20 protein-coding genes and 1 tRNA gene are annotated in these 19,475 nt (G+C 70.8%); 6 read left to right on the top strand and 15 right to left on the bottom strand.

Annotated features, from left to right (window positions below):
- Together VMD91_05850 and VMD91_05855 are read right to left on the bottom strand one after the other, a co-directional pair.
- Entirely contained in the window at window positions 1–1,707 is a 1,707-nt protein-coding gene (locus tag VMD91_05850; GenBank protein ID HTW83571.1) for a thiamine pyrophosphate-binding protein, read from the bottom strand.
- A gap of 62 nt (window positions 1,708–1,769) precedes the next feature.
- Window positions 1,770–2,447 (bottom strand): GntR family transcriptional regulator, encoded by a 678-nt coding sequence (locus tag VMD91_05855; protein HTW83572.1) that lies wholly within the window; start codon window positions 2,445–2,447, stop codon window positions 1,770–1,772.
- 185 nt (window positions 2,448–2,632) lie between these two features.
- Here VMD91_05855 and VMD91_05860 point away from each other — a divergent pair, with 185 nt between their 5' ends.
- Complete coding sequence (locus tag VMD91_05860; protein HTW83573.1) at window positions 2,633–3,796, top strand: PrpF domain-containing protein; 1,164 nt, start codon at window positions 2,633–2,635, stop codon at window positions 3,794–3,796.
- Here the strand turns inward: VMD91_05860 and VMD91_05865 are convergent.
- The 3 genes from VMD91_05865 to VMD91_05875 are packed head-to-tail and all read right to left on the bottom strand — an operon-like array spanning window position 3,793 to window position 6,896.
- Window positions 3,793–4,389, bottom strand: coding sequence for a hypothetical protein (locus VMD91_05865; protein ID HTW83574.1), 597 nt, complete (start codon window positions 4,387–4,389; stop codon window positions 3,793–3,795). The two genes, VMD91_05860 and VMD91_05865, sit on opposite strands and share 4 nt — an antisense overlap.
- 3 nt (window positions 4,390–4,392) lie before the next feature.
- The gene (pfp, locus tag VMD91_05870; GenBank protein ID HTW83575.1) at window positions 4,393–5,655 is read right to left on the bottom strand and encodes a diphosphate--fructose-6-phosphate 1-phosphotransferase; all 1,263 of its coding nucleotides are present in this window, start codon (window positions 5,653–5,655) and stop codon (window positions 4,393–4,395) included.
- Window positions 5,652–6,896, bottom strand: coding sequence for an NADP-dependent isocitrate dehydrogenase (locus tag VMD91_05875; GenBank protein HTW83576.1), 1,245 nt, complete (start codon window positions 6,894–6,896; stop codon window positions 5,652–5,654). Before VMD91_05875 ends, pfp begins: the two co-directional genes overlap by 4 nt.
- A gap of 44 nt (window positions 6,897–6,940) precedes the next feature.
- Here VMD91_05875 and VMD91_05880 point away from each other — a divergent pair, with 44 nt between their 5' ends.
- On the top strand, window positions 6,941–7,786 hold the full coding sequence (locus VMD91_05880; protein HTW83577.1) for an ABC transporter substrate-binding protein: 846 nt from the start codon (window positions 6,941–6,943) through the stop codon (window positions 7,784–7,786).
- Window positions 7,787–8,438: 652 nt separating this feature from the next.
- Here VMD91_05880 and VMD91_05885 read toward each other — a convergent pair.
- Window positions 8,439–8,978 (bottom strand): inorganic diphosphatase, encoded by a 540-nt coding sequence (locus VMD91_05885; protein ID HTW83578.1) that lies wholly within the window; start codon window positions 8,976–8,978, stop codon window positions 8,439–8,441.
- Between the two features lie 82 nt (window positions 8,979–9,060).
- Between VMD91_05885 and VMD91_05890 the strand changes: the two genes are divergently transcribed.
- A complete protein-coding gene (locus VMD91_05890) occupies window positions 9,061–10,803 on the top strand; it encodes a chloride channel protein (GenBank protein HTW83579.1) in 1,743 nt (580 codons plus the stop codon).
- A 9-nt stretch (window positions 10,804–10,812) separates the two neighbouring features.
- Here VMD91_05890 and VMD91_05895 read toward each other — a convergent pair whose 3' ends face one another.
- The 6 genes from VMD91_05895 to VMD91_05920 form a co-directional block, all read right to left on the bottom strand.
- Window positions 10,813–11,169, bottom strand: a complete 357-nt coding sequence (locus tag VMD91_05895; protein ID HTW83580.1) for a VOC family protein — start codon at window positions 11,167–11,169, stop codon at window positions 10,813–10,815.
- Window positions 11,170–11,206: 37 nt separating this feature from the next.
- On the bottom strand, window positions 11,207–11,923 hold the full coding sequence (locus tag VMD91_05900; protein HTW83581.1) for an adenosylcobinamide-GDP ribazoletransferase: 717 nt from the start codon (window positions 11,921–11,923) through the stop codon (window positions 11,207–11,209).
- On the bottom strand, window positions 11,920–12,984 hold the full coding sequence (cobT, locus tag VMD91_05905) for a nicotinate-nucleotide--dimethylbenzimidazole phosphoribosyltransferase (protein HTW83582.1): 1,065 nt from the start codon (window positions 12,982–12,984) through the stop codon (window positions 11,920–11,922). The genes VMD91_05900 and cobT overlap by 4 nt, the downstream gene beginning before the upstream one ends.
- Entirely contained in the window at window positions 12,981–13,583 is a 603-nt protein-coding gene (locus VMD91_05910; GenBank protein HTW83583.1) for a histidine phosphatase family protein, read from the bottom strand. Before VMD91_05910 ends, cobT begins: the two co-directional genes overlap by 4 nt.
- 6 nt (window positions 13,584–13,589) lie before the next feature.
- On the bottom strand, window positions 13,590–14,117 hold the full coding sequence (locus VMD91_05915; GenBank protein HTW83584.1) for a ferritin-like domain-containing protein: 528 nt from the start codon (window positions 14,115–14,117) through the stop codon (window positions 13,590–13,592).
- 81 nt (window positions 14,118–14,198) lie between these two features.
- Window positions 14,199–15,008 (bottom strand): DUF429 domain-containing protein, encoded by an 810-nt coding sequence (locus VMD91_05920; protein HTW83585.1) that lies wholly within the window; start codon window positions 15,006–15,008, stop codon window positions 14,199–14,201.
- Between the two features lie 42 nt (window positions 15,009–15,050).
- Here VMD91_05920 and VMD91_05925 point away from each other — a divergent pair, with 42 nt between their 5' ends.
- Both VMD91_05925 and VMD91_05930 read left to right on the top strand, forming a co-directional pair.
- On the top strand, window positions 15,051–15,284 hold the full coding sequence (locus VMD91_05925; protein ID HTW83586.1) for a hypothetical protein: 234 nt from the start codon (window positions 15,051–15,053) through the stop codon (window positions 15,282–15,284).
- Window positions 15,285–15,321: 37 nt separating this feature from the next.
- Window positions 15,322–16,188 (top strand): aldehyde dehydrogenase family protein, encoded by an 867-nt coding sequence (locus VMD91_05930; GenBank protein HTW83587.1) that lies wholly within the window; start codon window positions 15,322–15,324, stop codon window positions 16,186–16,188.
- Between the two features lie 3 nt (window positions 16,189–16,191).
- On the opposite strand, the gene VMD91_05935 is transcribed toward VMD91_05930, so the two are convergent.
- Window positions 16,192–16,719, bottom strand: a complete 528-nt coding sequence (locus VMD91_05935; protein ID HTW83588.1) for a uracil-DNA glycosylase family protein — start codon at window positions 16,717–16,719, stop codon at window positions 16,192–16,194.
- Between the two features lie 7 nt (window positions 16,720–16,726).
- Window positions 16,727–16,814: transfer RNA gene (locus VMD91_05940), tRNA-Ser, on the bottom strand.
- 133 nt (window positions 16,815–16,947) lie between these two features.
- On the opposite strand from VMD91_05940, the gene VMD91_05945 reads away from it, so the two are divergent.
- Window positions 16,948–18,363, top strand: a complete 1,416-nt coding sequence (locus VMD91_05945) for an FAD-dependent oxidoreductase (protein HTW83589.1) — start codon at window positions 16,948–16,950, stop codon at window positions 18,361–18,363.
- Here VMD91_05945 and VMD91_05950 read toward each other — a convergent pair.
- Window positions 18,330–19,466, bottom strand: coding sequence for a P1 family peptidase (locus VMD91_05950; protein ID HTW83590.1), 1,137 nt, complete (start codon window positions 19,464–19,466; stop codon window positions 18,330–18,332). The genes VMD91_05945 and VMD91_05950 overlap by 34 nt on opposite strands.
- Window positions 19,467–19,475: the final 9 nt, after the last annotated feature.

Raw genomic sequence — 19,475 nt, forward strand, 5'->3', positions numbered from 1 at the left:
CTACTTGTACATCGTCTGGTTCATCGTCCCCGGCGCGAACTCGTTGGGGTCGATCCAAACGTTGATCAGCGCCACCTTGCGCGTCGAGTTGACCGCTTCACGCGCGCGCTGCAGCGCCGGACCGATCTCCTTGGGATCGCGTACCGCCTCACCGTAGCCGCCGAACATCTGCGCGAACTTCTCGAAGTCGACGTCGCCCAGGTAGTTGCCGACGTCGCCCTTCTCCTTGCCGTACTTCATGATCTGTCCGGCGCGGATCTGGTTCATGAACGAGTTGTTGCCGATGATGCCGATGAACGGCAGATCGAAGCGGTTGGCGGTCTGGATGTCCCAGCCGGTCATCCCGAAGGTGCCGTCGCCGAACAGGCAGACCACTTCGCGCTCCGGCTCGGCGAACTTCGAGGCCATCGCGAACGAGACGCCCACGCCGAGCGTGCCGAGCGGACCGGGGTCCATCCACAAGCCCTCGCCCTTGGGCTGCACGATCCCGCCGGCGCAGGTGACCACGTCGCCGCCGTCGCCGATGAAACGCGTGTTCTCGGTCAGGAACTCGTTGATCTCGTAGCCGAGCCGCAGCGGGTGGATGGGCGTCGCGTCGTTGGTGATCTTCGGCAGCCGCTCGTCGCTGAGCTTCTTCTCCTCGGCGCGCAGCTCGTCGATCCAGGCCTGGCGCCCCTTCGCGCTCTCCTTGAGGTTCGACGGCGCGGCTTGCAGCACGGCGCCCAAGATGGCGCCGACGTCGCCGACCAGCCCCAGCGAGATGTCGCGGTTCTTGCCGACGGTCTGATAGCCCATGTCGATCTGCACGACGGTCGGCGCCTTGAGGCGCTTGCCGTAGCTCATGCGGAAATCGAACGGCGTGCCGACGATGACGATGACGTCGGCCTTGCCGAACGCGTAGCCGCGCGTGAGCTGGAAGCCGTGCGGGTCGCCGGGCACGAAGGTGCCGCGGCCGGCGCCGTTCATGAAGGCCGGAATGTTGTAGGTGCGGGCCAGGGCGCGCGCTTGTTCGCCGGCGCGGCAGGTCCAGGTCTGCTGCCCGAACAGGATCGCCGGGCGCTGCGCCTTGGCCAGGATGTCGGCCAGCTTCTGCACGTCGGCGGGATCGCCGATCGACTTGGTCGAGGCGCGATAGTGGCCGGGCTGCGGGATCACCGCGTTCTTGAGCGGGACGTGCCCGTCGAGGATGTCGCGGCCGATCTCCAGATACGCGGGACCGAACGAGCCGTTGTGCGCCTCGCGGAATGCCATCGAGCACATGTCGGCGACGCGCTCCGTCGTCACGACGCTCGAGGCGAACTTGGTGATCGGCTTCATGATCTCGACGTGCGGCAGATCCTGCAGCGAGCCCATGTTCTTCTGATTGAGCGCACCCTGACCGCCGATCAGCAGGAACGGGCTCTCGGCACGGAAGGCGTTGGCGACACCGGTCACCGCGTTGGTCGTGCCGGGGCCGGCGGTGACGACCGCGCAGCCGGGCTTGCCGCTGACGCGCGCGTAGCCGTCGGCCGCGTGCGCGGCCACCTGCTCGTGGCGCACGTCGATGATCTTGATGCCTTCCGACTCGCAGCCGTCGTAGATGTCGATGATGTGGCCGCCGCACAGCGAGAAGATGACGTCGATACCTTCGTTCTTCAGCGCTTTGGCGACCAAATGGCCGCCGGAAATCGTCGCATCGGCAGGTCGCTCGGCGTCGAGTTTGGGCAACTCACCGGCGATTGGTAGGGTCTGGGCCATTCCGGCTCTCCGTCTCGAAGGGGAAAGGGTGATCAGAGGTCGTTGTCGTTCGCGTCGACGTGTGCGGCCAGCGCCAGGGCGTGGTCGCGAACGAGCTGCTCCGCCAGCTCCGCATCGCGGCGCTCGAGCGCCTCGATGATGTGCATGTGGTCGACGATCGAGCGCTCGAAGCGCTTGTTCTCGCCGATGGTCCGATGCCGGATCGAACGGACGTGGACGAAGATTCCCTCCGCCGTCTTCTCCAGCGGGTCGCAGCCCGCGAGCTCGATGATCCGCGCGTGGAAGGTGAGGTTGGCCTCGGAGTACTCGTCGAGCTGCGCGGCGAGGCGCTCGCCGTCGAAGGTCGCGAAGATCGTGCGCAGCGAGCGAATCGCGTCGTCGGTCGCGCGTTGTGCGACCAGGCGAGCGGCCATGCTCTCGAGCGCGGCCCAGACGAGGATGATCTCGACCAGCTCCGCTTTGCTCTTGCGAACGATGTAGTACCCGCGCCGAGGGACGCTGCGGACCAAGCCCTCGTGCTCCAGCCGCCCGAGCGCTTCGCGCACGGGGGTCCGGCTCACGCCGAGGCGCGCCGCGAGCTGTCGCTCGTCCAAGCGCAGGTCCGCCTCGTCGATCTCGTAGAGGTTGGCGCTGGTGATGGCATCGTGAATCGCCTCGTAGACGCGGTCGGCGACGCTGATCTCCGATCCAAGCGCTCCCAAACCCAACATGGCCATCGCGGCCGTCGAGCCCTCCTTCTGTGGTATACGGTATACCAGGTGACGCCAGCCCTTCAGAGACGTGAGGAAACTTTCCTCCCTTTTCGTTTCCCTTACGATTCTCACCCGGCCATCGCTTGCCTGACCTGCTCGGGCCGCAGGACGGAGCGCGCGCGGCGCGCGAAGCGCGAGCAGCGATGAGCCTGCGAAGCGTTCGTGCGACGTTCATGCGCGGCGGGACCAGCAAGGCGCTCGTGTTCCGCGCCGCCGATCTGCCGGCGGACCGCGGCGCATGGGACGCGATCTTCCTGGCGGCGATGGGGTCGCCCGATCCCAACGGACGACAGCTCGACGGAATGGGCGGCGGCCTCTCGTCGCTCTCGAAAGTCTGCGTCGTCGGGCCGCCGAGCCGCGCGGACGCGGACGTCGACTTCACCTTCGCGCAAATCGCGATCGATGCGGCGTCGGTGGACTATGCGGGAACGTGCGGCAACATGTCCTCGGCGATCGGTCCGTTCGCGATCGACGAAGGGCTCGTACCGCTGCCGCCCGGCGACGAGGCGACGGTACGCGTGCACAACACCAACACCGGCAGAGTGTTCGTGGCGCGCTTCCCACTCGAAGACGGGCGCAGCGCGGTCGACGGCACGTTGGCGCTCGACGGCGTCGCCGGCACGGCGGCGCCGATCCGCCTCGACTTCCTCGATCCGGCCGGCGCGAAGACCGGTGCGCTGCTGCCGAGCGGCCACGCGACCGACGTCCTCGACGTTCCCGGCGTCGGCGCCGTGCGCGCGACCCTGATCGACGCCGGCAATCCGTTCGTCCACGTCGCCGCCGCCGACGTCGGCGCGCGCGGCGAGGAGTTGCCGGCTGAGCTGGAGCGCGACGCCGCCTTGCTGGCCCGACTCGAAGCGATCCGCCGCAGCGCCGCGGTCGCGATGGGACTCGCTCCCGACCACGCCGCAGCGGCACGGATCGTCAGCATCCCGAAGATCGCGATGCTGTCGGCGCCGCGCGCGACGCGCCTGCTCGACGGACGCACGCTCCGTGCCGACGACGCCGACGTCGTCGCGCGCACGATCTCGGTCGGGCAACCCCACCGCGCGATCCCGCTGACGGGCGCGCTGTGCTTGGCGGTCGCCGCGCGGGTGCCGGGCAGCATCGCGCACGCCTTGGCGCGCGCCACCGCGCCGGACGCGCCGCTGCGCATCGCGCACCCGTCGGGCACCATCATCGTCGCCGCCGACGTGCGCGCCGAGGCCGGCGCGCTGCGGGTGCCCTCGGCGACGGTCTACCGCACCGCACGCCGCTTGTTCGCCGGCGAGGTCTACTATCGGGCTGCGGTGCCCGCGCTGGTCTAGTTCGACGCCGGCCGCGCCGTCGGCGCCGGCGCGGGGACGCCGGCGCGGGCGATGTCGATCAAATTCGCGGCGGTCGGTGCGAGCACGCTGGGAGACCGCCGCGGCCGGAACGGGCCGAATTCTTCGACGATCGGAACGATCGCGTTCTCGCCGTTCGCCGCCGGCGCGTTGCGATAGGCTTCGTTGAAAGACACTTGCGGATCGGCCAGCAGCGGCTGGAGAATCGCGATCGCGTTGCGGCGCGAGGCAATCGCCGCCTCGCCGGTTTCGCGCTCGGCGGCCAGCAGCTCGGCGGCGCCGGCCATCAGAAAGTAGCGGTTGAGCCGTGTCTGCTCGACCGCGCCGGCCGCCGCGCAATCCAGGAAGGCTCGCGTCGCCGCGTGCGCCTCGGCGGCGCTCGCCGCTCCCTGGCGCGCCGCGAACCGATCGGCGTCCTGGCGCGCTTGGTCGCACGTCTGATCGATGTTCTGGCGATAGTTGAGCGCGAACGGGGTCAGCGCGTCGGCCAGACTCGCGCGCGCCGGGATGCCCGTCGCGCCCAGCGCGAGCGCGGCACAGCACGAGGCGACGATCGACCGTCCGAACGTGACCAACTCCTACCTCCTCAGGACGCGTCCGAAGCGCTCGGCGAACGTTTCGGCGCTCATCGCCGTACGCGCCGCCAGCCGTGAGAGCCGCGGCTCTTGCAGATCTTCCGGTTCCAGGCGGATCATGTACGAGCGCGCGACCTCGAACGACTCGGTCGTGACGTCGACCAGCCGCACGCGGATGCGGCCGGTCTGCGGGTCGAGCATCTCGTCGAGCGTGACCGGGACGATGCGGCCGCCGGCAAGCGCGATCAGCGCGCCGCTGCCGCCGTTCATCAGATAGCGCACCGCGCCGTAACCGAGCGTGCGCGTATATTCCGCATCGAACGGGATCGGCTTTGCGCTGCGCAGCTCGTAGCCGATGTCCTTGGGCACCACGGTCGTGTCCAGCCCCAGCTCGCGCAGGCGCGCGCGGGTCGCGTCGCGCAGCACCGCGCCGAGCGGGACGTCCGCCAGGCGCACGTGCCCGTACGCGTCGCGCGACACGCTCGAGACGGCCGCCAGCTCTTCGGGCGCGATCCGCTCGGCCAAGCCTTCGGCGATGACGGCCACGCCGTGATCGGCGCCGATGGCCAGCCGTTTGACGATCGAGCCGACGATCGTGTCGACGACGTCGTCGAGCGGGATCGGCCCGGCGCCGAACTCTTCGGGGATGACGGCGAGCGTCGCGCCGGCGGCCTTGCAGATCCCCAGCGCCAGCGCGCCGGACTTGCGCCCCATGGTGACGGCGAGATACCAGCGCTGCGCCGTGCGCGCGTCCTCCATCAGGTTCTCGACGATCGCCGAGCCGACGGCGCGCGCGGTTTCGAACCCGAACGTCGGCGCGTTGTCGGGCAAGGGCAGGTCGTTGTCGATCGTCTTCGGGACCGTCGCGACGCCGATCCGCCCACGCGTCTCGGCGGCGATGCGGGTGGCGCCGTACGTCGTGTCGTCGCCGCCGATCGTGATCAGGTAGCGCACGCCGAGCACGTCGAGCGAGTGGATGCAGCGCTTGAGCGACTCGGGGTCGGCGGCGGGATTGGTGCGCGAGGTGCGCAGATACGAGCCGCCGGTGAAGTGGAGCCGGGAGACCGTGTCGATCTCCAGCTCCTTCACGTGGGTGGTGTCGCCGGCGACGAGATGACGGTAGCCTTCGTAGATGCCGATGACGCGCAGCCCGTGGTTGCGCGCCTCGATCGTCGCCGAGGCGATGACGCCGTTGATCCCCGGGGCGGGTCCGCCGCCCACGAGGATCCCGAGCGTCTCTTCCGCGTTCATCGCACCGCTGATCACACGGCCGCGGGCGTGCTCGCGGTCGAGGCGTCCATGCGCGCGCGCAGCTCGGTGTCGAGCGCGTCGAGGAACTGGGTGGTCGTCAGCCAGGGCTGGTCGGGCCCGATCAGCAGCGCGAGGTCCTTGGTCATCTTGCCGGCCTCGACCGTGTGGATGCACACCTTCTCCAGCGTCTCGGCGAAACGCACCACCTCGGGCGTCTGGTCGACCTTGCCGCGGTGCGCGAGCCCGCGCGTCCAAGCGAAGATCGAGGCGATCGGGTTGGTCGAGGTCTCGCGGCCCTTCTGGTGCTCGCGATAGTGACGCGTGACGGTGCCGTGGGCGGCCTCGGCTTCGACCGTCTTGCCGTCCGGCGAGGTCAGCACCGACGTCATCAGTCCGAGCGACCCGAAGCCCTGCGCGACGATGTCCGACTGCACGTCGCCGTCGTAGTTCTTGCAGGCCCACACGAACGCGCCGTTCCACTTGAGCGCGGCCGCGACCATGTCGTCGATCAGGCGGTGCTCGTAGGTCAAGCCGCGCTTGTCGAACTCGGCCTTGAACTCTTCGTCGAAGACCTGCTGGAAGATGTCCTTGAAGCGCCCGTCATAGGCCTTGAGGATCGTGTTCTTGGTCGAGAGATAGACCGGCCAGTTGCGCAGCAGGCCATAGTTGAGGCTGGCGCGCGCGAAGCCGCGGATCGACTCGTCGACGTTGTACATCGTGAGCGCGACGCCGCCGCCCTTGAACTGGAAGACCTCGCGCTCGATCGGCGCCGAGCCGTCGGCGGGCGTGAAGGTCACCGTCAGCTTGCCGGCGCCGGGCACCACGAAATCGGTCGCGCGGTACTGATCGCCGAAGGCGTGGCGGCCGATGACGATCGGCTGCGTCCAGCCGGGCACCAGGCGCGGCACGTTGCGGCAGATGATCGGCTCGCGAAAGACCGTGCCGTCCAGCTCGTTGCGAATCGTGCCGTTGGGCGACTTCCACATCTGCTTGAGGTGGAATTCCTCGACCCGCGCCTCGTCGGGGGTGATCGTCGCGCACTTGACGCCGACGCCGTACTGCTTGATCGCGCGCGCCGCGTCCAGGGTCACCTGGTCGTTGGTGGCGTCGCGGTGCTCGATCCCCAAATCGTAGTACTTGAGGTCGACGTTCAAGTACGGCAGGATCAGCTTCTCTTTGATGAAGGCCCAGATGATGCGGGTCATCTCGTCGCCGTCGAGCTCGACGACGGGGTTCTTGACGGTGATCTTCTCCACGAGGGCCGGGGATTCGGAGCCTGGCTCCGGCGAACCCGCTGGGGATGCGCGTCGTCAGCTTGCTCCCCAGCGCGACGGAAATTCTTTTCGGGATCGGGGCCGGCGAGCTGGTCGTCGGCGTCACGCACGAGTGCGACTTCCCCGAACCGGCCCGCGCCCTGCCGGCGCTGACGTCGTCGCTGCTGCCGCAGGACCTCGACGCGGCGGGGATCGACCGTCACGTGCGGGCCAAGGTCCACGCCGGCTCGTCGCTCTACGGCCTCGACGACGCGCGCTTGGCAGCGCTGGAGCCCGACCTGATCGTGACCCAGGAGCTGTGTGCGGTCTGCGCGGTCTCCTACGAGATCGTCGACCGCGCGGCCAAACGACTGCGCGGCGACCCGCGCGTGGTCTCGCTCGAGCCCTCGTCGCTCGAGGACGTGTTCGCGACCATCGCGTTTCTCGGCGAGCTGACCGATCGCCGAGACGCCGCGGCCGCGCTGCTCGCGCAGCTGCGCGCGCGGGTCGACGCGTTGCGCGCACGGGTCGCCGGCCGCCGCCGCCCGCGCACCCTGGTGCTCGAGTGGACGGACCCGCCGATGAGCGGCGGGCACTGGACGCCGGGTCTGGTCGAGCTGGCCGGCGGCGAACCGATCCTGGCCGATCCCGGCGCGAACAGCCGCGTCCTGAGCTGGGACGCCATCGCGGCGGCGCAGCCCGAGGTCACGATCGTCGCGCCCTGCGGCTTCGACCTGCCGCGCACGGAAGCGGCGCTGGCGGCGATCCCGCCCGGCGAGCGCGCGACGCTCGGCGCGAACGTGCACACCATCGACGGCAACGCGTTCGTCAACCGTCCCGGTCCGCGGCTGGTCGACACCGCCGAGCTCTTCGCCGACGCGATCGCGAAGTGACAGGGAGTCCGAGACGCGTGCTTCAGCTTGCAAGTGGCGTAGCAGGGGTAGCGCTAACTGTAAATTGCGCGACGGTTCATGAACCAACTACCAGACTGGGCTCCCATCCGCCGCTCGTGGAATCACGCTCTGTTCGGCATGGTATTGCGTGCCTGATCGACGGTCGGCAATATGGCCCGATAAGCTACAAAATAGGTGACGCGGGGCGTCCTGGTGTTCCGCGCCTCACTGCGTCAGATCTCGCGATGATCAATAGTATCCGGCACTATGTCCATTCGCCAACGCTACGATTTGTGGTCATTGGGAAGTCGGTAAGCCAGCTGATCGTTTTCAATGCGCGGCTCGGACCGTGCACAGGGATTATTCCTGGCTATCAGGTTCTGAACGACCCCGGCTGTAACGCCGTATGGGCGCCGACTGCGGGAACGGGAGCCGGCCCGGGATGCTGGAACCCCCCGCGACCTTGGATTCAGAATGACCGTGGAATGGGCAGCCCCAGTCGCTGGGCCACCGGAAAACCCTATTAGCGTACGTCGTTCTCGTCCGCTCCACAACGGGCGCTGCTCGCGTTTCTGCGCCATCTGAATCGGCGGCGCGTCTTCATCTGACCGTCGGTAACGTCACTACCGAGACCCGTCACGCCAGCCCGTTCTCAGCTGCCGGCATCGAAACGCTGCGCGGCTTCGGTGATGATCCGGCGCGCGGCGGCGGCATCGTCCCAGCCCCCAACCGTCGTGTGCTTGCCTTCGAGCAGCTTGTAGGTCTCGAAGAAGTGCTGGATCTTGCGCAGCTGGTGCGGGAAGATCTGTGAGTAGTTGTGTACGTCGGCGTACTCGGGCTCGCCGACCGGAACGGCCAGCACCTTGTCGTCGGGCTTGCCGTCGTCGACCATCGCCAACAGGCCGATCGGGCGCGCCGCGACCAGGCAGCCGCTGAAGGTCGGCTCCGAGACCAGGATCAGCACGTCGAGCGGATCGCCGTCGAGCGCCAGCGTGCGCGGCGCGAAGCCGTAGTCGCCGGGATAGAAGATCGGCGAGTGCAGCGCGCGGTCGAGTCGGAAGATGTCGAGCTGCTTGTCGTACTCGTACTTGTTGCGCGCGCCGCTGGGAATCTCGACGATGACGTTGATCTCGTCGGGCGCCCGCTCGCCCAGCGGCAGCACCAAGCGATTTTGGCGGGTCTCGAGGCTCACCCGCTCCCGCTTCCCCGCGGTCCAGGCGCGCGCCTCGCCGGCCCTGGGCGGGTGACGCCGCACGCGGCGGGAACGAACGCGGGTGCGCCTTTCCGCGACCCTCCCCTCGATCGCCTATCGTCAGGCCGCGCGCGGATACGAGCTCCGCGTCGGACCGCTGCGGATCCCGCAGAGCACGTATCTGCTCGTCGCGGCACTGCTGGTCGGGCTGGGGGGCGGTGAGGGCGCCGTCCTCTTCCGCGCCTTGATCGCGCTCGAGACCAACGCCGCGGGCCAGCTCACGCAGTTCCTCGCCCACGGGTTGGGCCGCTGGGCGCTGGTCGTCACGCTCGCCGTCGGCGGTGCGGCCGCCGCCTGGGTGGCGGCGCGCTTCGCGCCCGAGGCGCGCGGGCACGGCGTCCCCGAAGTGATGGCCGCGGTCGCGCTGCGCGGCGGCATCATCCGCCCGCGCATCATCCTCATCAAGGCGCTGTGCTCGGCGACGACGATCGGTTTCGGCGGCGCGGCCGGCCGCGAGGGTCCGATCGTGCAGATCGGCAGCACGATCGGTTCCGTCCTCGGGCAGTGGGTGCGCGCGCCCGCGCCGGTCGTGCGCACGCTGGTCGCGTGCGGCGCGGCCGCCGGCATCTCGGCGACGTTCAACGCGCCGATCGGCGGCGTCTTCTTCGCCAGCGAAGTGATCTTGGGCGAGTTCGCACCGCGCTCGTTCGCCGTCGTCGTCGTCGCCAGCGTCGTCGCGGCCGTCGTCGGACGGGCGCAGCTCGGCGATCGCCCCTCGTTCGACGCGGCCGGCTTCGCGCTCGTCTCGCCGCGCGAGCTGTGGCTCTACGCGCTGCTCGGCGTGCTGTGCGCGGTCTGGGCCGCGCTGTTCGTGCGCGGGCTGTACGCCTGCGAAGACTTCGCCGACCGCATCCACGCGCCCGCCGCGCTCAAGGGTGCGTGCGGCTTCGCGCTGGTCGGGCTGCTCGGCGTCGCCGTGCCGCAGATCCTCGGCGTCGGCTACGAGGCGATGCAGCACGTCCTGGACGGCCACGTCGGCTTGGGGCGCGCGTTCGCGCTCGCGCTCGCCAAGCCGATCGCCACCTCGCTCACGCTCGCGGCGGGCGGCAGCGGCGGCGTCTTCGCGCCCTCGCTGTTCACCGGGGCAATGTTGGGCGACGCGTTCGGCCGCATCGTGCACACCGTGTTCCCGGCCTGGACCGCCTCGCCGGCCGCCTACGGTTTGGTCGCCATGGCCGCGCTGTTCGCCGCGGCGGCCGAGGCGCCGATCACCGCCATCACCATCGTCTTCGAGATGTCGTACGACTACACGATCATCTTGCCGCTGATGATCGCGACCGTGATCGCGACGATCCTGGGCCGCCGGCTGCTCGGCGCGACCGTCTACGAGATGAAGCTGCTGCGGCGCGGCATCGATTGGCAACGCGTGCGCCGGCCGCGCGCGCTCGCGCACGTGCGCGCCGGCAGCATCGCGAACAGCGACGGCGCGGTCGCCGCGCCGGACGAAACGCTCGCCGCGCTGCTGGCACGCATGCCGCCCGGGATCGGAGCGGCCGTCGTCGTCGAGGACGGCCGGCTGTTGGGGGTGCTCGACGCGCGCACGCTGGCCGAAGCGGCCGCGCGCGACCCGAACCGCCACGTCACCTCGCTCTTGCCCGCGCCGAGCGTCTCGATCGGCGACGACGAACCGCTCGAACGCGCCGCCGATCTGCTGGTCGATCCGGCGATCCCGCTGGTGCCGGTGCTGGGCGCCGACGGTACGTTCGCCGGCGTCATCAGCCGCGCCGACGTGCTCGCCGCATACCGGAGCGCGGCCGCGACCTGAGCGCCGCGCTCAGCCCCGCGGCTTGCGCTGATGCAGCCAAACCTGATTTCCGTCGGGGTCGCGCACCATCGAAATCCAGCAGGCCGGCAACTCGTGCGGGTCGGTGATCTCGACGCCGCGCTCGGCCAAGCGCCCGTGCGCCGCCGCGATGTCGTCCACCTCGAGCGCGAGCGCGTTGCCGGTGCCCGGCGTGCCGACTTGTTCGAAGGTGCCGATCCCGAACGTCTGGCCGTCGACGTCGAACTCCGTCCAGAAGCTCGACGCGACGTCGGTCGGGGCGATGCCGATCTGATCGCGGTAGAACGCGACCGAACGGTCCATGTCGGTGACGGGATACATGATGAACGCCAAGCCGGTGACGGCCACGGGAAGCTCCTCTCGGAATGCGGTGCGACGGTGGAGGTTAGACGGCGAACGCGACGAGCCCGGCTACTTCGGCGACGACGATGCTGAACCCGTACGCATCGCCGGTCAATCCGCCGCCCAGCTGCCGGCGCGCGAAGAGCCCGGCCAGCACCGCGAACGCGAGCGCCGCCGGAACGATGATCGCGCCGCGCACGCCCATCGCCGCCCCCACGCACAGAACGAAGACCAGTCCGATGGTCAGGCCGATGATCGACGGCCGCCCGCGCAGCGCGGGCGCGGGCTCGCCGGCCCGGCCGTAGGGCACGAACCGCGCCAGCGAGATCGCGCCCAGTCGCGCGCTGGCGCCGGCGCAGGCCAGCGCGAGCGCGAGCCGGGCCGGCGCGATGCAGCTCACCGCCGCGATCCAGAACGCGGCCGCGATCGCGCCGCCGGCCAGCGCGTAGGTGCCGTGCCGCGGGTCGCGCAGGATCTCCAGGCGTCGCGCCGCCGGAACGCTGGCGAAGAACGCGTCGCATCCGTCGAGGAATCCGTCGACGTGCAGCGCGCCGGTCAGCAGGATCGGCAGCGCGAACGCGACGGCCAGGGCGAGCGCCGGCGGCGCGACGCGCGCCACCCCGTACGCGGCACCGCCCGCGACCGCGCCGACGACCGCCCCGACGAGCGGCAACCACACCAGGGCGCGCGCGTCGGGGGCGTCGACGTCGCCGACCGGGACGATGGTGAAGTACCCGAACGCGTCGCGCAGCCCGTTCACGCCTCGGATTCTTTTTCGGCCACGCCGGCCTCGGCGAACGTCTTCATCTCGCGCACCATCCGTGCCGCCGCTTCGACCAGCGGGAGGGCCAGCGCGGCGCCGCTGCCTTCGCCCAGGCGCAGGCGCAGATCGAGCAGCGGCTCCAACCGCAGCGCCGCCAGCGCGATCGCGTGGCCGGGTTCCTGCGAGCGGTGCGCGGCGATGCAGTACGCGAGCGCGTTGGGCGCGATGCGCTGCGCGAGCAGCGCGGCCGCCGACACGATGAAACCGTCCAGCACGACCGGGATGCGCGCGCGTGCCGCGCTCAAGATCACGCCCGCCAGTCCGACGATCTCGAAGCCGCCCAGCTCGGCCGCGATCGAGACGACGTCGGTCGTGTCGACGCGCGCCAGCGCGCGCTCGACGACGGCGCGCTTGACGGCCAAGCGCGCGTCGTCGATGCCGGTGCCGCGCCCGACGACCTGCGCGACCGGCGCACCGGTGCAGGCGGCGACGATGGCGGCCGCCGCGGTCGTGTTGGCGATCCCCATCTCGCCCAGCGCGAGCACGTCGAACGCCGCGCGCTCCCGCAGCGCGGCGAAGGCCGCGGCGCCCGCGTCGAGCACGCGCGCGACGGCGTCGTAGCCGATCGCCGGCTCGTGGGCGAGGTTGGCGGTTCCCGGACCGCAGCGCACCTCGATCAAGCGCGGGTGTGCCGCGAACGGCGTGCGCACCCCGAAGTCGGCGACGTAGACCTCGGCGCGCACCGCGCGCGCGAACGCGTTGATCGCGGCGATCTCGGCCAGGAAGCCGCCGACCATCTGCGGCGTGACCTCGGGCGGATACGCGCTCACGCCCTCGATCGCGACGCCGTGATCACCGGCTCCGACCAGCACCGCGCGGCGCTCGAACGCGTGCGGCGGCGGGACCGCGCCCGCGATCGCGCACAGCTGCACGCCGAGCTCCTCGATCTCGCCCAAGCTGCCCAGCGGTTTGGTCAGGTTGTCGATCCGCTCGCGCGCCGCCGCCGCGAGCGCCGGATCGGGGGCGGCGATCGCCCCGCGCCACGCTTGCAGCGTCACGGCGCCACCGCCGTCTCGTTGAGCGCGCCCAGCGACCACCGTTCGCCGTCGTAGTCGAAGCGGGTCAGCGAGGCGGGCGCGAAGCGCACCTGCAACGCGAGGCTCCGTGCTTCGCCGAGCAGCACGCGCAAGAGCGCGTGCAACGGCCCCGCGTGCGTCGCGACCAGCGCGGTGCCGACCGGCGAGAGCGCGCCCTGCACGACGGCGACGGCGCCGGCGACGCGCTCGCAGAGCTGCTCGAACGACTCGCCGCCGCGCGCGGCGTAGGTGCGCGGGGTGACCTCGTCCATCGCCAGCTCCGGGTTGGCGGCGACGATCTGGTCCCACGTCAGCCCTTCCCACCGGCCGAAGCGCATCTCGCGCCACGCCGCGTCGAGGCGCAGTGGGACGTCACGATCGCCCAGCACGATGCGCGCCGTCTCGACGGCGCGGCTCAGGTCGCTCGAGACGGCCAGGTCGATCGGCTCGTCGCGCAGCGACACGGCGAGGCCGTGCGCTTGCGCACGGCCCACCTCGTCGAGCGGGATGTCGCTATGGCCCTGGAATCGCCGCTCGGCGTTCCAGGCCGTCTGTCCGTGGCGGACGCAGATCAGGCGCACACGGGACTAGTCCCGGGGCAGCATCGGCCTTCCTTCGTGCGCGACCAGCAGGTCGTGCATGTCGTTGGCGTGATCTTCCTCCTGCGCCAGAATCCCCTCGAGCATGACCCGCGTGGTCGGGTCCTTCTCGCCGAAGAACCGGATCAGGTCGCGGTAGTGTTCGACCGCGATCCGCTCCGCGACCAGGTTCTCCTTGAGCATCGCGACCAGGTCGAGGTCGCTCGCGCCGTACTCGGTGGCCGAGCGCATCGCCAGCCCGTCGGGATCGAGGTTCGGCGTCCCGCCGAGCTGATTGATGCGCTCAGCGATGAGGTGCATGTGCCGGCGCTCGTCGTTGGCGTGCTCTTCGAACTCGTCTTTGGGTCCGTCGCTCGCGATGCCGGTCGCGGCGATATAGTGCATCGTGTAGCGCAGGACGCAGACGATCTCGGTCGCGAGCGCACCCTGCAGCAGCCCGATCGCCTGTTTGGGATCGAGCTCGTAGTTGTCCGTGATCGCGCCCTTCTCGAGTTCCTTGCGAGCGCGTTCACGCAACTCTTTGATGTCGGTCAAAAAAGGTTGACCGTTCGTCGTCTTTGTGGCCACGGGGCAAGGATACCCGATTTACCACCGGCCTCAAGCAAGCAAGGCGGCCGAGCAGTGGTGTCCCGCGTGAACGCCGGTCGGGTTCGGCACCAAGATGTGCCCGTGATCGACCCCGTCGCGCAGCGCGCCGTAGGTACACACCTTGCCGCCGGTGGTGCCATGGCGCCAGACCCACGCAGCAAGGTAAGCGCAGAACACCCCGTCGATCCGATCGTCCCAGCTCTTGTACCGTTCGCGCTGCGGCTCGTCCGCGAGCAACGCGTCGTCGAGCACGAGCGGCGGATCTGCGCTCGCCAGGGTCGCGAGGTGACGGCGATACCGTCCCCACTCCGCGAGCACCGACGGCCACGGCCGGTTCTTCTTCTTGTACTTGATCGTCGTGCAGAGGCCGAACAGCCGGATCATCGCCGGATGCGGATAGACCTCGAACGCCACCGCACGCCGGTCGAACGGCTCGACGTCGCGCGTGTGGACGACGCCGTCGCGCGCCAGCTCCGCGAGCAGCCGGTGCGCACGGCCGGGCCCGGCGAAGCGCCGCAAGTTCGCCGGGTGCGCGCCCGCCTGGTGACGGTGAAAGTCGCGGCCGAGGTCCCGCTCGCACGCACGGCTGCCCTCGCGGTTACGCACGATGGTCGGCATGTCGATCGCGATCGCGCCGGCGCGCCCGGCCAGCAGGCCGACGATCCACGCGCCGATCGCCGCGTTGTCCCAGCGCTCGACCCGCGCCTCGATCAGCCTACCGTTGCCGTCCAGGGCAGCCAGGCCGGAGCCGTTGCGCTCGGACCAGGCCAGATCGAGCCCCAGGAAGCGGACCGCTTGCTCGTTCGGAACGTTCGGCATATGATGGGTGCTCCGCGGAACTACCAGAGGGGATGACGTCCAGTGGGTTACGACGACCACTCCTTCAAGTTCTTGGCGTCGGTCTTGGGCAAACCGGCCCGGACCTTCTCCTACACGCACCGCAATCGGCCGACCGTCGACGAGCATCGCTGGACGTGCGGCTGCGCCGCCCGCGAAGAGGAAGGGCGCTGCGGCCTGAGCGCGTGCGACACGCACCGCGGACTCAATCGCCGGCGCGACCCGTGGTCCGCCGAGCGCGCCGACCGGCTCGCATAGGCAGGCCGCGCACGCGCCGGCCGGAAGTCCATCGCCGATGGACGACCACGACGGGCGCGTTGCGATCCGCAAGATGTACAAGCTCTACGTGAACGGGGCGTTCGCGCGGAGCGAGTCCGGTCGCAGCGACGCCGTCGACGGCGAGAACGTCGCGCACGCTTCGCGCAAGGACGTGCGCGACGCCGTCGTCGCCGCGCGCGCGGGGACCGCGGCGTGGGGCGCGCAGTCGCCCGCGCTGCGCGGTCTGGTCCTCTACCGGCTCGCCGAGATGATGGAAGCGCGTGGCGCCGAGCTGGCGGCGCAGCTGGTGCGCGGCGGGACGGTCGACCCGGACGGCGCCGCGGCGGAGGTCGCCGCCGCGATCGACCGCACCGTCTGGTACGCCGGCTGGTGCGACAAGTACGTCGCCCTCGCGTCGACCCGCAATCCGGTCGCGGGCCCGCACTTCAACTTCTCGACCACCGAGCCGACCGGCGTCGTCGCCGTGATCGCGCCCGACGAGCCGGCCCTGCTGGGACTGGTCACCGCGGTGGTTCCGGCGCTGGTCAGCGGCAACGCGGTCGTCGCCGTCGCCAGCGCGCGCGATCCGCGCACCGCGATCGTCTTCGCCGAGTGCCTGGCCACCAGCGATCTGCCCGCCGGCGCCTGCAACGTGCTCACCGGACTGGCGGCGGAGCTGGGCCCCGTCCTCGCCGGCCACATGGACGTCAACGCGCTGTTGGCCTTCGGCCTGAGCGAGGAGGCCGCCAACACGCTCGGCGTGCTGGGCGCCGAGAACGTCAAGCGCACCCGCTTCGAACCCACGCCCGAGCGCGCGCGCTGGTTCAGCGCCGACTACGACGACCTGCAGCGCGTCCTCGTCCACACCGAGGTCAAGACGATCTGGCATCCGGCGCGCATCTGACCCTCAGTCGCTCGATTCTGGCAGCAGTGCGCTTTCTCGACCCAGCGTAGTCGGCGCTGCCCGGATCGCGATCCGCCGAACCATCGGGATCACAACCGCGCTGAACGCGCGGCGGTGGTGCACCCACCGGCCGGGATACGAGACGGTGACGCGTTGGCCGTGCCAGCCGGCCGCATCGACGGCGCGCGCGACGTTCGCGTCGATCGACCGCAACAGCGTCACGATCGCCTGCGGGCGCAGCTGCTCGATCGTGCGCGCAAGCGCGCCCTCACCGGCGCGGTGCGCCCGCCGCCGTTCCGCCGCAGTCAGCCGGTCGACCGGCTCGGCGCACAGGTCGACGAGGTAGCACCCGAGCTCGCGAAAGGCGGCCAGGAACTCGCCGGCGGCGAGCGCGGGCGCAGCGAGGACGAACGTCTCGCGGATCGCCCGGTACAGCCCCGAGTCGGCCTGATAGAAGAATCGGCCCGACGCCGGCGGCGACTCGCCCACGAAGAGCATGCGCACGCGCTCGGGACGGTAGCGCTCGCGCAAGAGCTCCTGGCGGAGAGGGGGAGATTCGAACTCCCGATACCTTGCGGTATGCTCGCTTTCCAAGCGAGTGCATTCGACCACTCTGCCACCTCTCCGCGGCCGACGCCCGCACTTCACGGCCGGGGGCCCCGATGCCTATGAGAGCCGGATGAAGGACCGGTAAGGTTTTGCGTCGCGGCGCGGCGTGGCGGCGCCGTTCGTGCGGCGCGCAGCGTTTCTCGAACAGCCATGATCTCCAAGGTCCTCGGGGCGGCGGCTACGCTCTCCGTCTTCTTCTCGTTGTTCTCGCTCGCGCCGGCCGCCGCGCAGAGCGCGACCGGCGCGGCGCCGGTCCTGGTGGTCGGCGGAACGCCGGCCGGCGTCGCCGCAGCCGTCGCCGCGGCACGCCACGGCGCCGACGTCGCGCTCGTCGCGGCGCGGCCCGAGCTGGGCGGCGTCCTGACCGACGCGATGATGGACCAGTGGGATCTCAACGTCGCCCCCGCCGGCGAGGGGGTCGTGCAAGGCGGCCTCTTCGACGAGATCCACGCGGCGCTGGGCGATGCGTTCTCGCCGCAGCAGGCGGCGGACGCGTTCGCATCGCTGGTCGCCGGCGAGCCGCGCATCCATCTGATCCGCGATGCCCGCGTGATCGCGGTGAGCGCGCAGCCGACGCCGGCCGGCCGCCGTGTCTCGGCCGTCACCTTCCGCCGGCCCGACGGCTCGACGTTCACCCTCGACGCCACGACCGTCGTCGACGCGACCGACGACGGCGACGTCGCGGCGCTGGCCGGCGCGCGCTTCGACCTCGGCCGTCAGGACACCGGGATCGACGAGCGCATGCAGGCCGTCACCTTGATGTTCACCCTGCGCGGCGTCGACTGGGCGCAGGTCGTCGACGGCTACGACGTCGCGCGCGACGGCGCCGGCGGCGCGGTGGAGCGGCGCGCCTGGGGCTACGCCGCGCTGCTGGCGCGCTACGTGCCGCGTTCGCCGGAGGTCGTCGTCCGCGACCTCAACCTGGGCCACGAGAGCGACGGCGAAGTCACCGTCAACGCGATCGACGTGCTGGGCGTCGACGCGCTCTCCGACGCCGACCTGGCGCGGGCGCGCGCGCTGAGCGAGCGCGAGGCACCGCGTCTGATCGCGTGGCTGCGCACGCGCATCCCGGGTTTCGCCGACGCGCAGCTCGGCCGCTTCGCGGACGCGCTCTACGTGCGCGAGACGCGGCACTTCGCTGGCGTCGAGCGGCTGACGGCCGACGACGTGTGGGGCGGCACGATCCCCACCGACACGATCGGCCTCTCGTCGTATCCGCTCGACCTGCACCCGGTCGACGCGCGCGACAAGCTGGCGTACGCACCCGAGCGCCACGTCTACGGCATCCCGTTCGGCACCCTGGTCCCGCGCGATCTCGCCAACGTGCTGCTGGCCTCGCCCGCCATCAGCGCGACCCACATCGCCGCCGGCAGCGCGCGCGTCATCCCGACCACGATCGAGGAAGGCGAAGCGGCCGGCGACGCCGCCGCGCTCGCGCTGCGCGAGCACCTCGCCTTCGCGGCGATGGCGCGCGACGCGGGCGACGTCGCGGCGCTGCGCGACATGCTGCGCCGCGGCGGGACGATCCTGAGCTACCGCGGCAGCAGCGGCGCGACGCGCGAGTAAGGCAGGTTGTAGTAGGTCACGCCGCCGCGGCCGGTCACGGTGTGCGCGCTGAACAGCGCGTCGTCGATCGCCTCCTCCGTCGCGTCGGCGGTGGCGGCGAACAGCGCGTCGACCTGATCCTCGTCGGTGACGAGCGCCGGCCCGACGATGCCGCCGGCGCGCGGGTAGCGGTGGGTGGTCGAGAACGCGAAGAACAGATCGCCGCTCGACACGTGCGAGGTCGCGCCGGTGCGTCCCAGGCCCAGCGCGACCCGCTTGGCCAGATCGATCAAGCGCAGGTGATCGAGTGGCGCGTCGGTCGCAACCACGGCGATGATGCTGCCGTCGGCCGCGCGCCCGTGGGTGGGGACGTAGCCGGCGCGCCGTGGATAGACCGGCAACAAGTCGTGCGCGAAGACGCGTCCGATCGGCACGCCGCCGATCTGCAGCTCGGTGCGCGAGCCGGTGTTGGCGTTGACGAGCACGCCGACCGTATAGCCGCCCAGATCCTTGGGCAGGACGCGCGACGCCGACCCGATCCCGGCCGCGAAGCCGAAGGCGCGCATGCCGGTTCCGGCGCCCACGTTGCCGCGCGGAAAGTCGCCGCCGCTCGCGCCGTCGAGCATCGCGACGACGTCCTCGGCGTGGACGTGACGGCCGCCGATGTCGTTGATCCCCTGATCGTCGCACTCGGCGACGACCGGGAGCGGCACGTCGTCGCGGATCCCGATGTCGGGATGGTGCGCGATCAGCCACGACACGACGCCGTCGTCGGCACGGCCCACGTCGAGCGTGTCGGTCAAGACGATCGGTACCTCGAGGAAGCCGGACTGGTTGACCCAATGCGAGCCGCTCATCTCGCCGTTGCCGTTGAGCGTCCACTGCGCGGCCGCGACGCGATCGTTCCAGATGTCCGCGTCGGGGATGATCCCGGTCGCGCCGGTGCGCACGTCGCTGCCCTCGACCTTGGTCACCTCGCCGACGCGCACGCCCGGGACGTCGGTGATCCCGTCGAGCGGGCCGGCCGCCAGCGTGCCGACGTGCCACGGACTGCGCGCTTGCGCGACCGAAGCGGCCCCCAACGCGGCCAGCAGGGCGATCAGAGCGGAGACGCGGCGCGGCATCTCGCCACG

It is taken from the genome of Candidatus Sulfotelmatobacter sp. (genome assembly GCA_035504415.1).
In the GTDB taxonomy this organism is placed as follows: Bacteria; Vulcanimicrobiota; Vulcanimicrobiia; order Vulcanimicrobiales; family Vulcanimicrobiaceae; genus Vulcanimicrobium.

Excerpts from the sequence above, each read along its gene's own strand:
- VMD91_05945 (HTW83589.1), top strand. The coding sequence starts at position 16,948 with ATGATCTCCAAGGTCCTCGGGGCGGCGGCTACGCTCTCCGTCTTCTTC.
- VMD91_05860 (HTW83573.1), top strand. The coding sequence starts at position 2,633 with ATGAGCCTGCGAAGCGTTCGTGCGACGTTCATGCGCGGCGGGACCAGC.
- VMD91_05880 (HTW83577.1), top strand. The coding sequence starts at position 6,941 with ATGCGCGTCGTCAGCTTGCTCCCCAGCGCGACGGAAATTCTTTTCGGG.
- VMD91_05950 (HTW83590.1), bottom strand. The coding sequence starts at position 19,466 with ATGCCGCGCCGCGTCTCCGCTCTGATCGCCCTGCTGGCCGCGTTGGGG.
- VMD91_05855 (HTW83572.1), bottom strand. The coding sequence starts at position 2,447 with ATGTTGGGTTTGGGAGCGCTTGGATCGGAGATCAGCGTCGCCGACCGC.
- VMD91_05920 (HTW83585.1), bottom strand. The coding sequence starts at position 15,008 with ATGCCGAACGTTCCGAACGAGCAAGCGGTCCGCTTCCTGGGGCTCGAT.
- VMD91_05930 (HTW83587.1), top strand. The coding sequence starts at position 15,322 with ATGGACGACCACGACGGGCGCGTTGCGATCCGCAAGATGTACAAGCTC.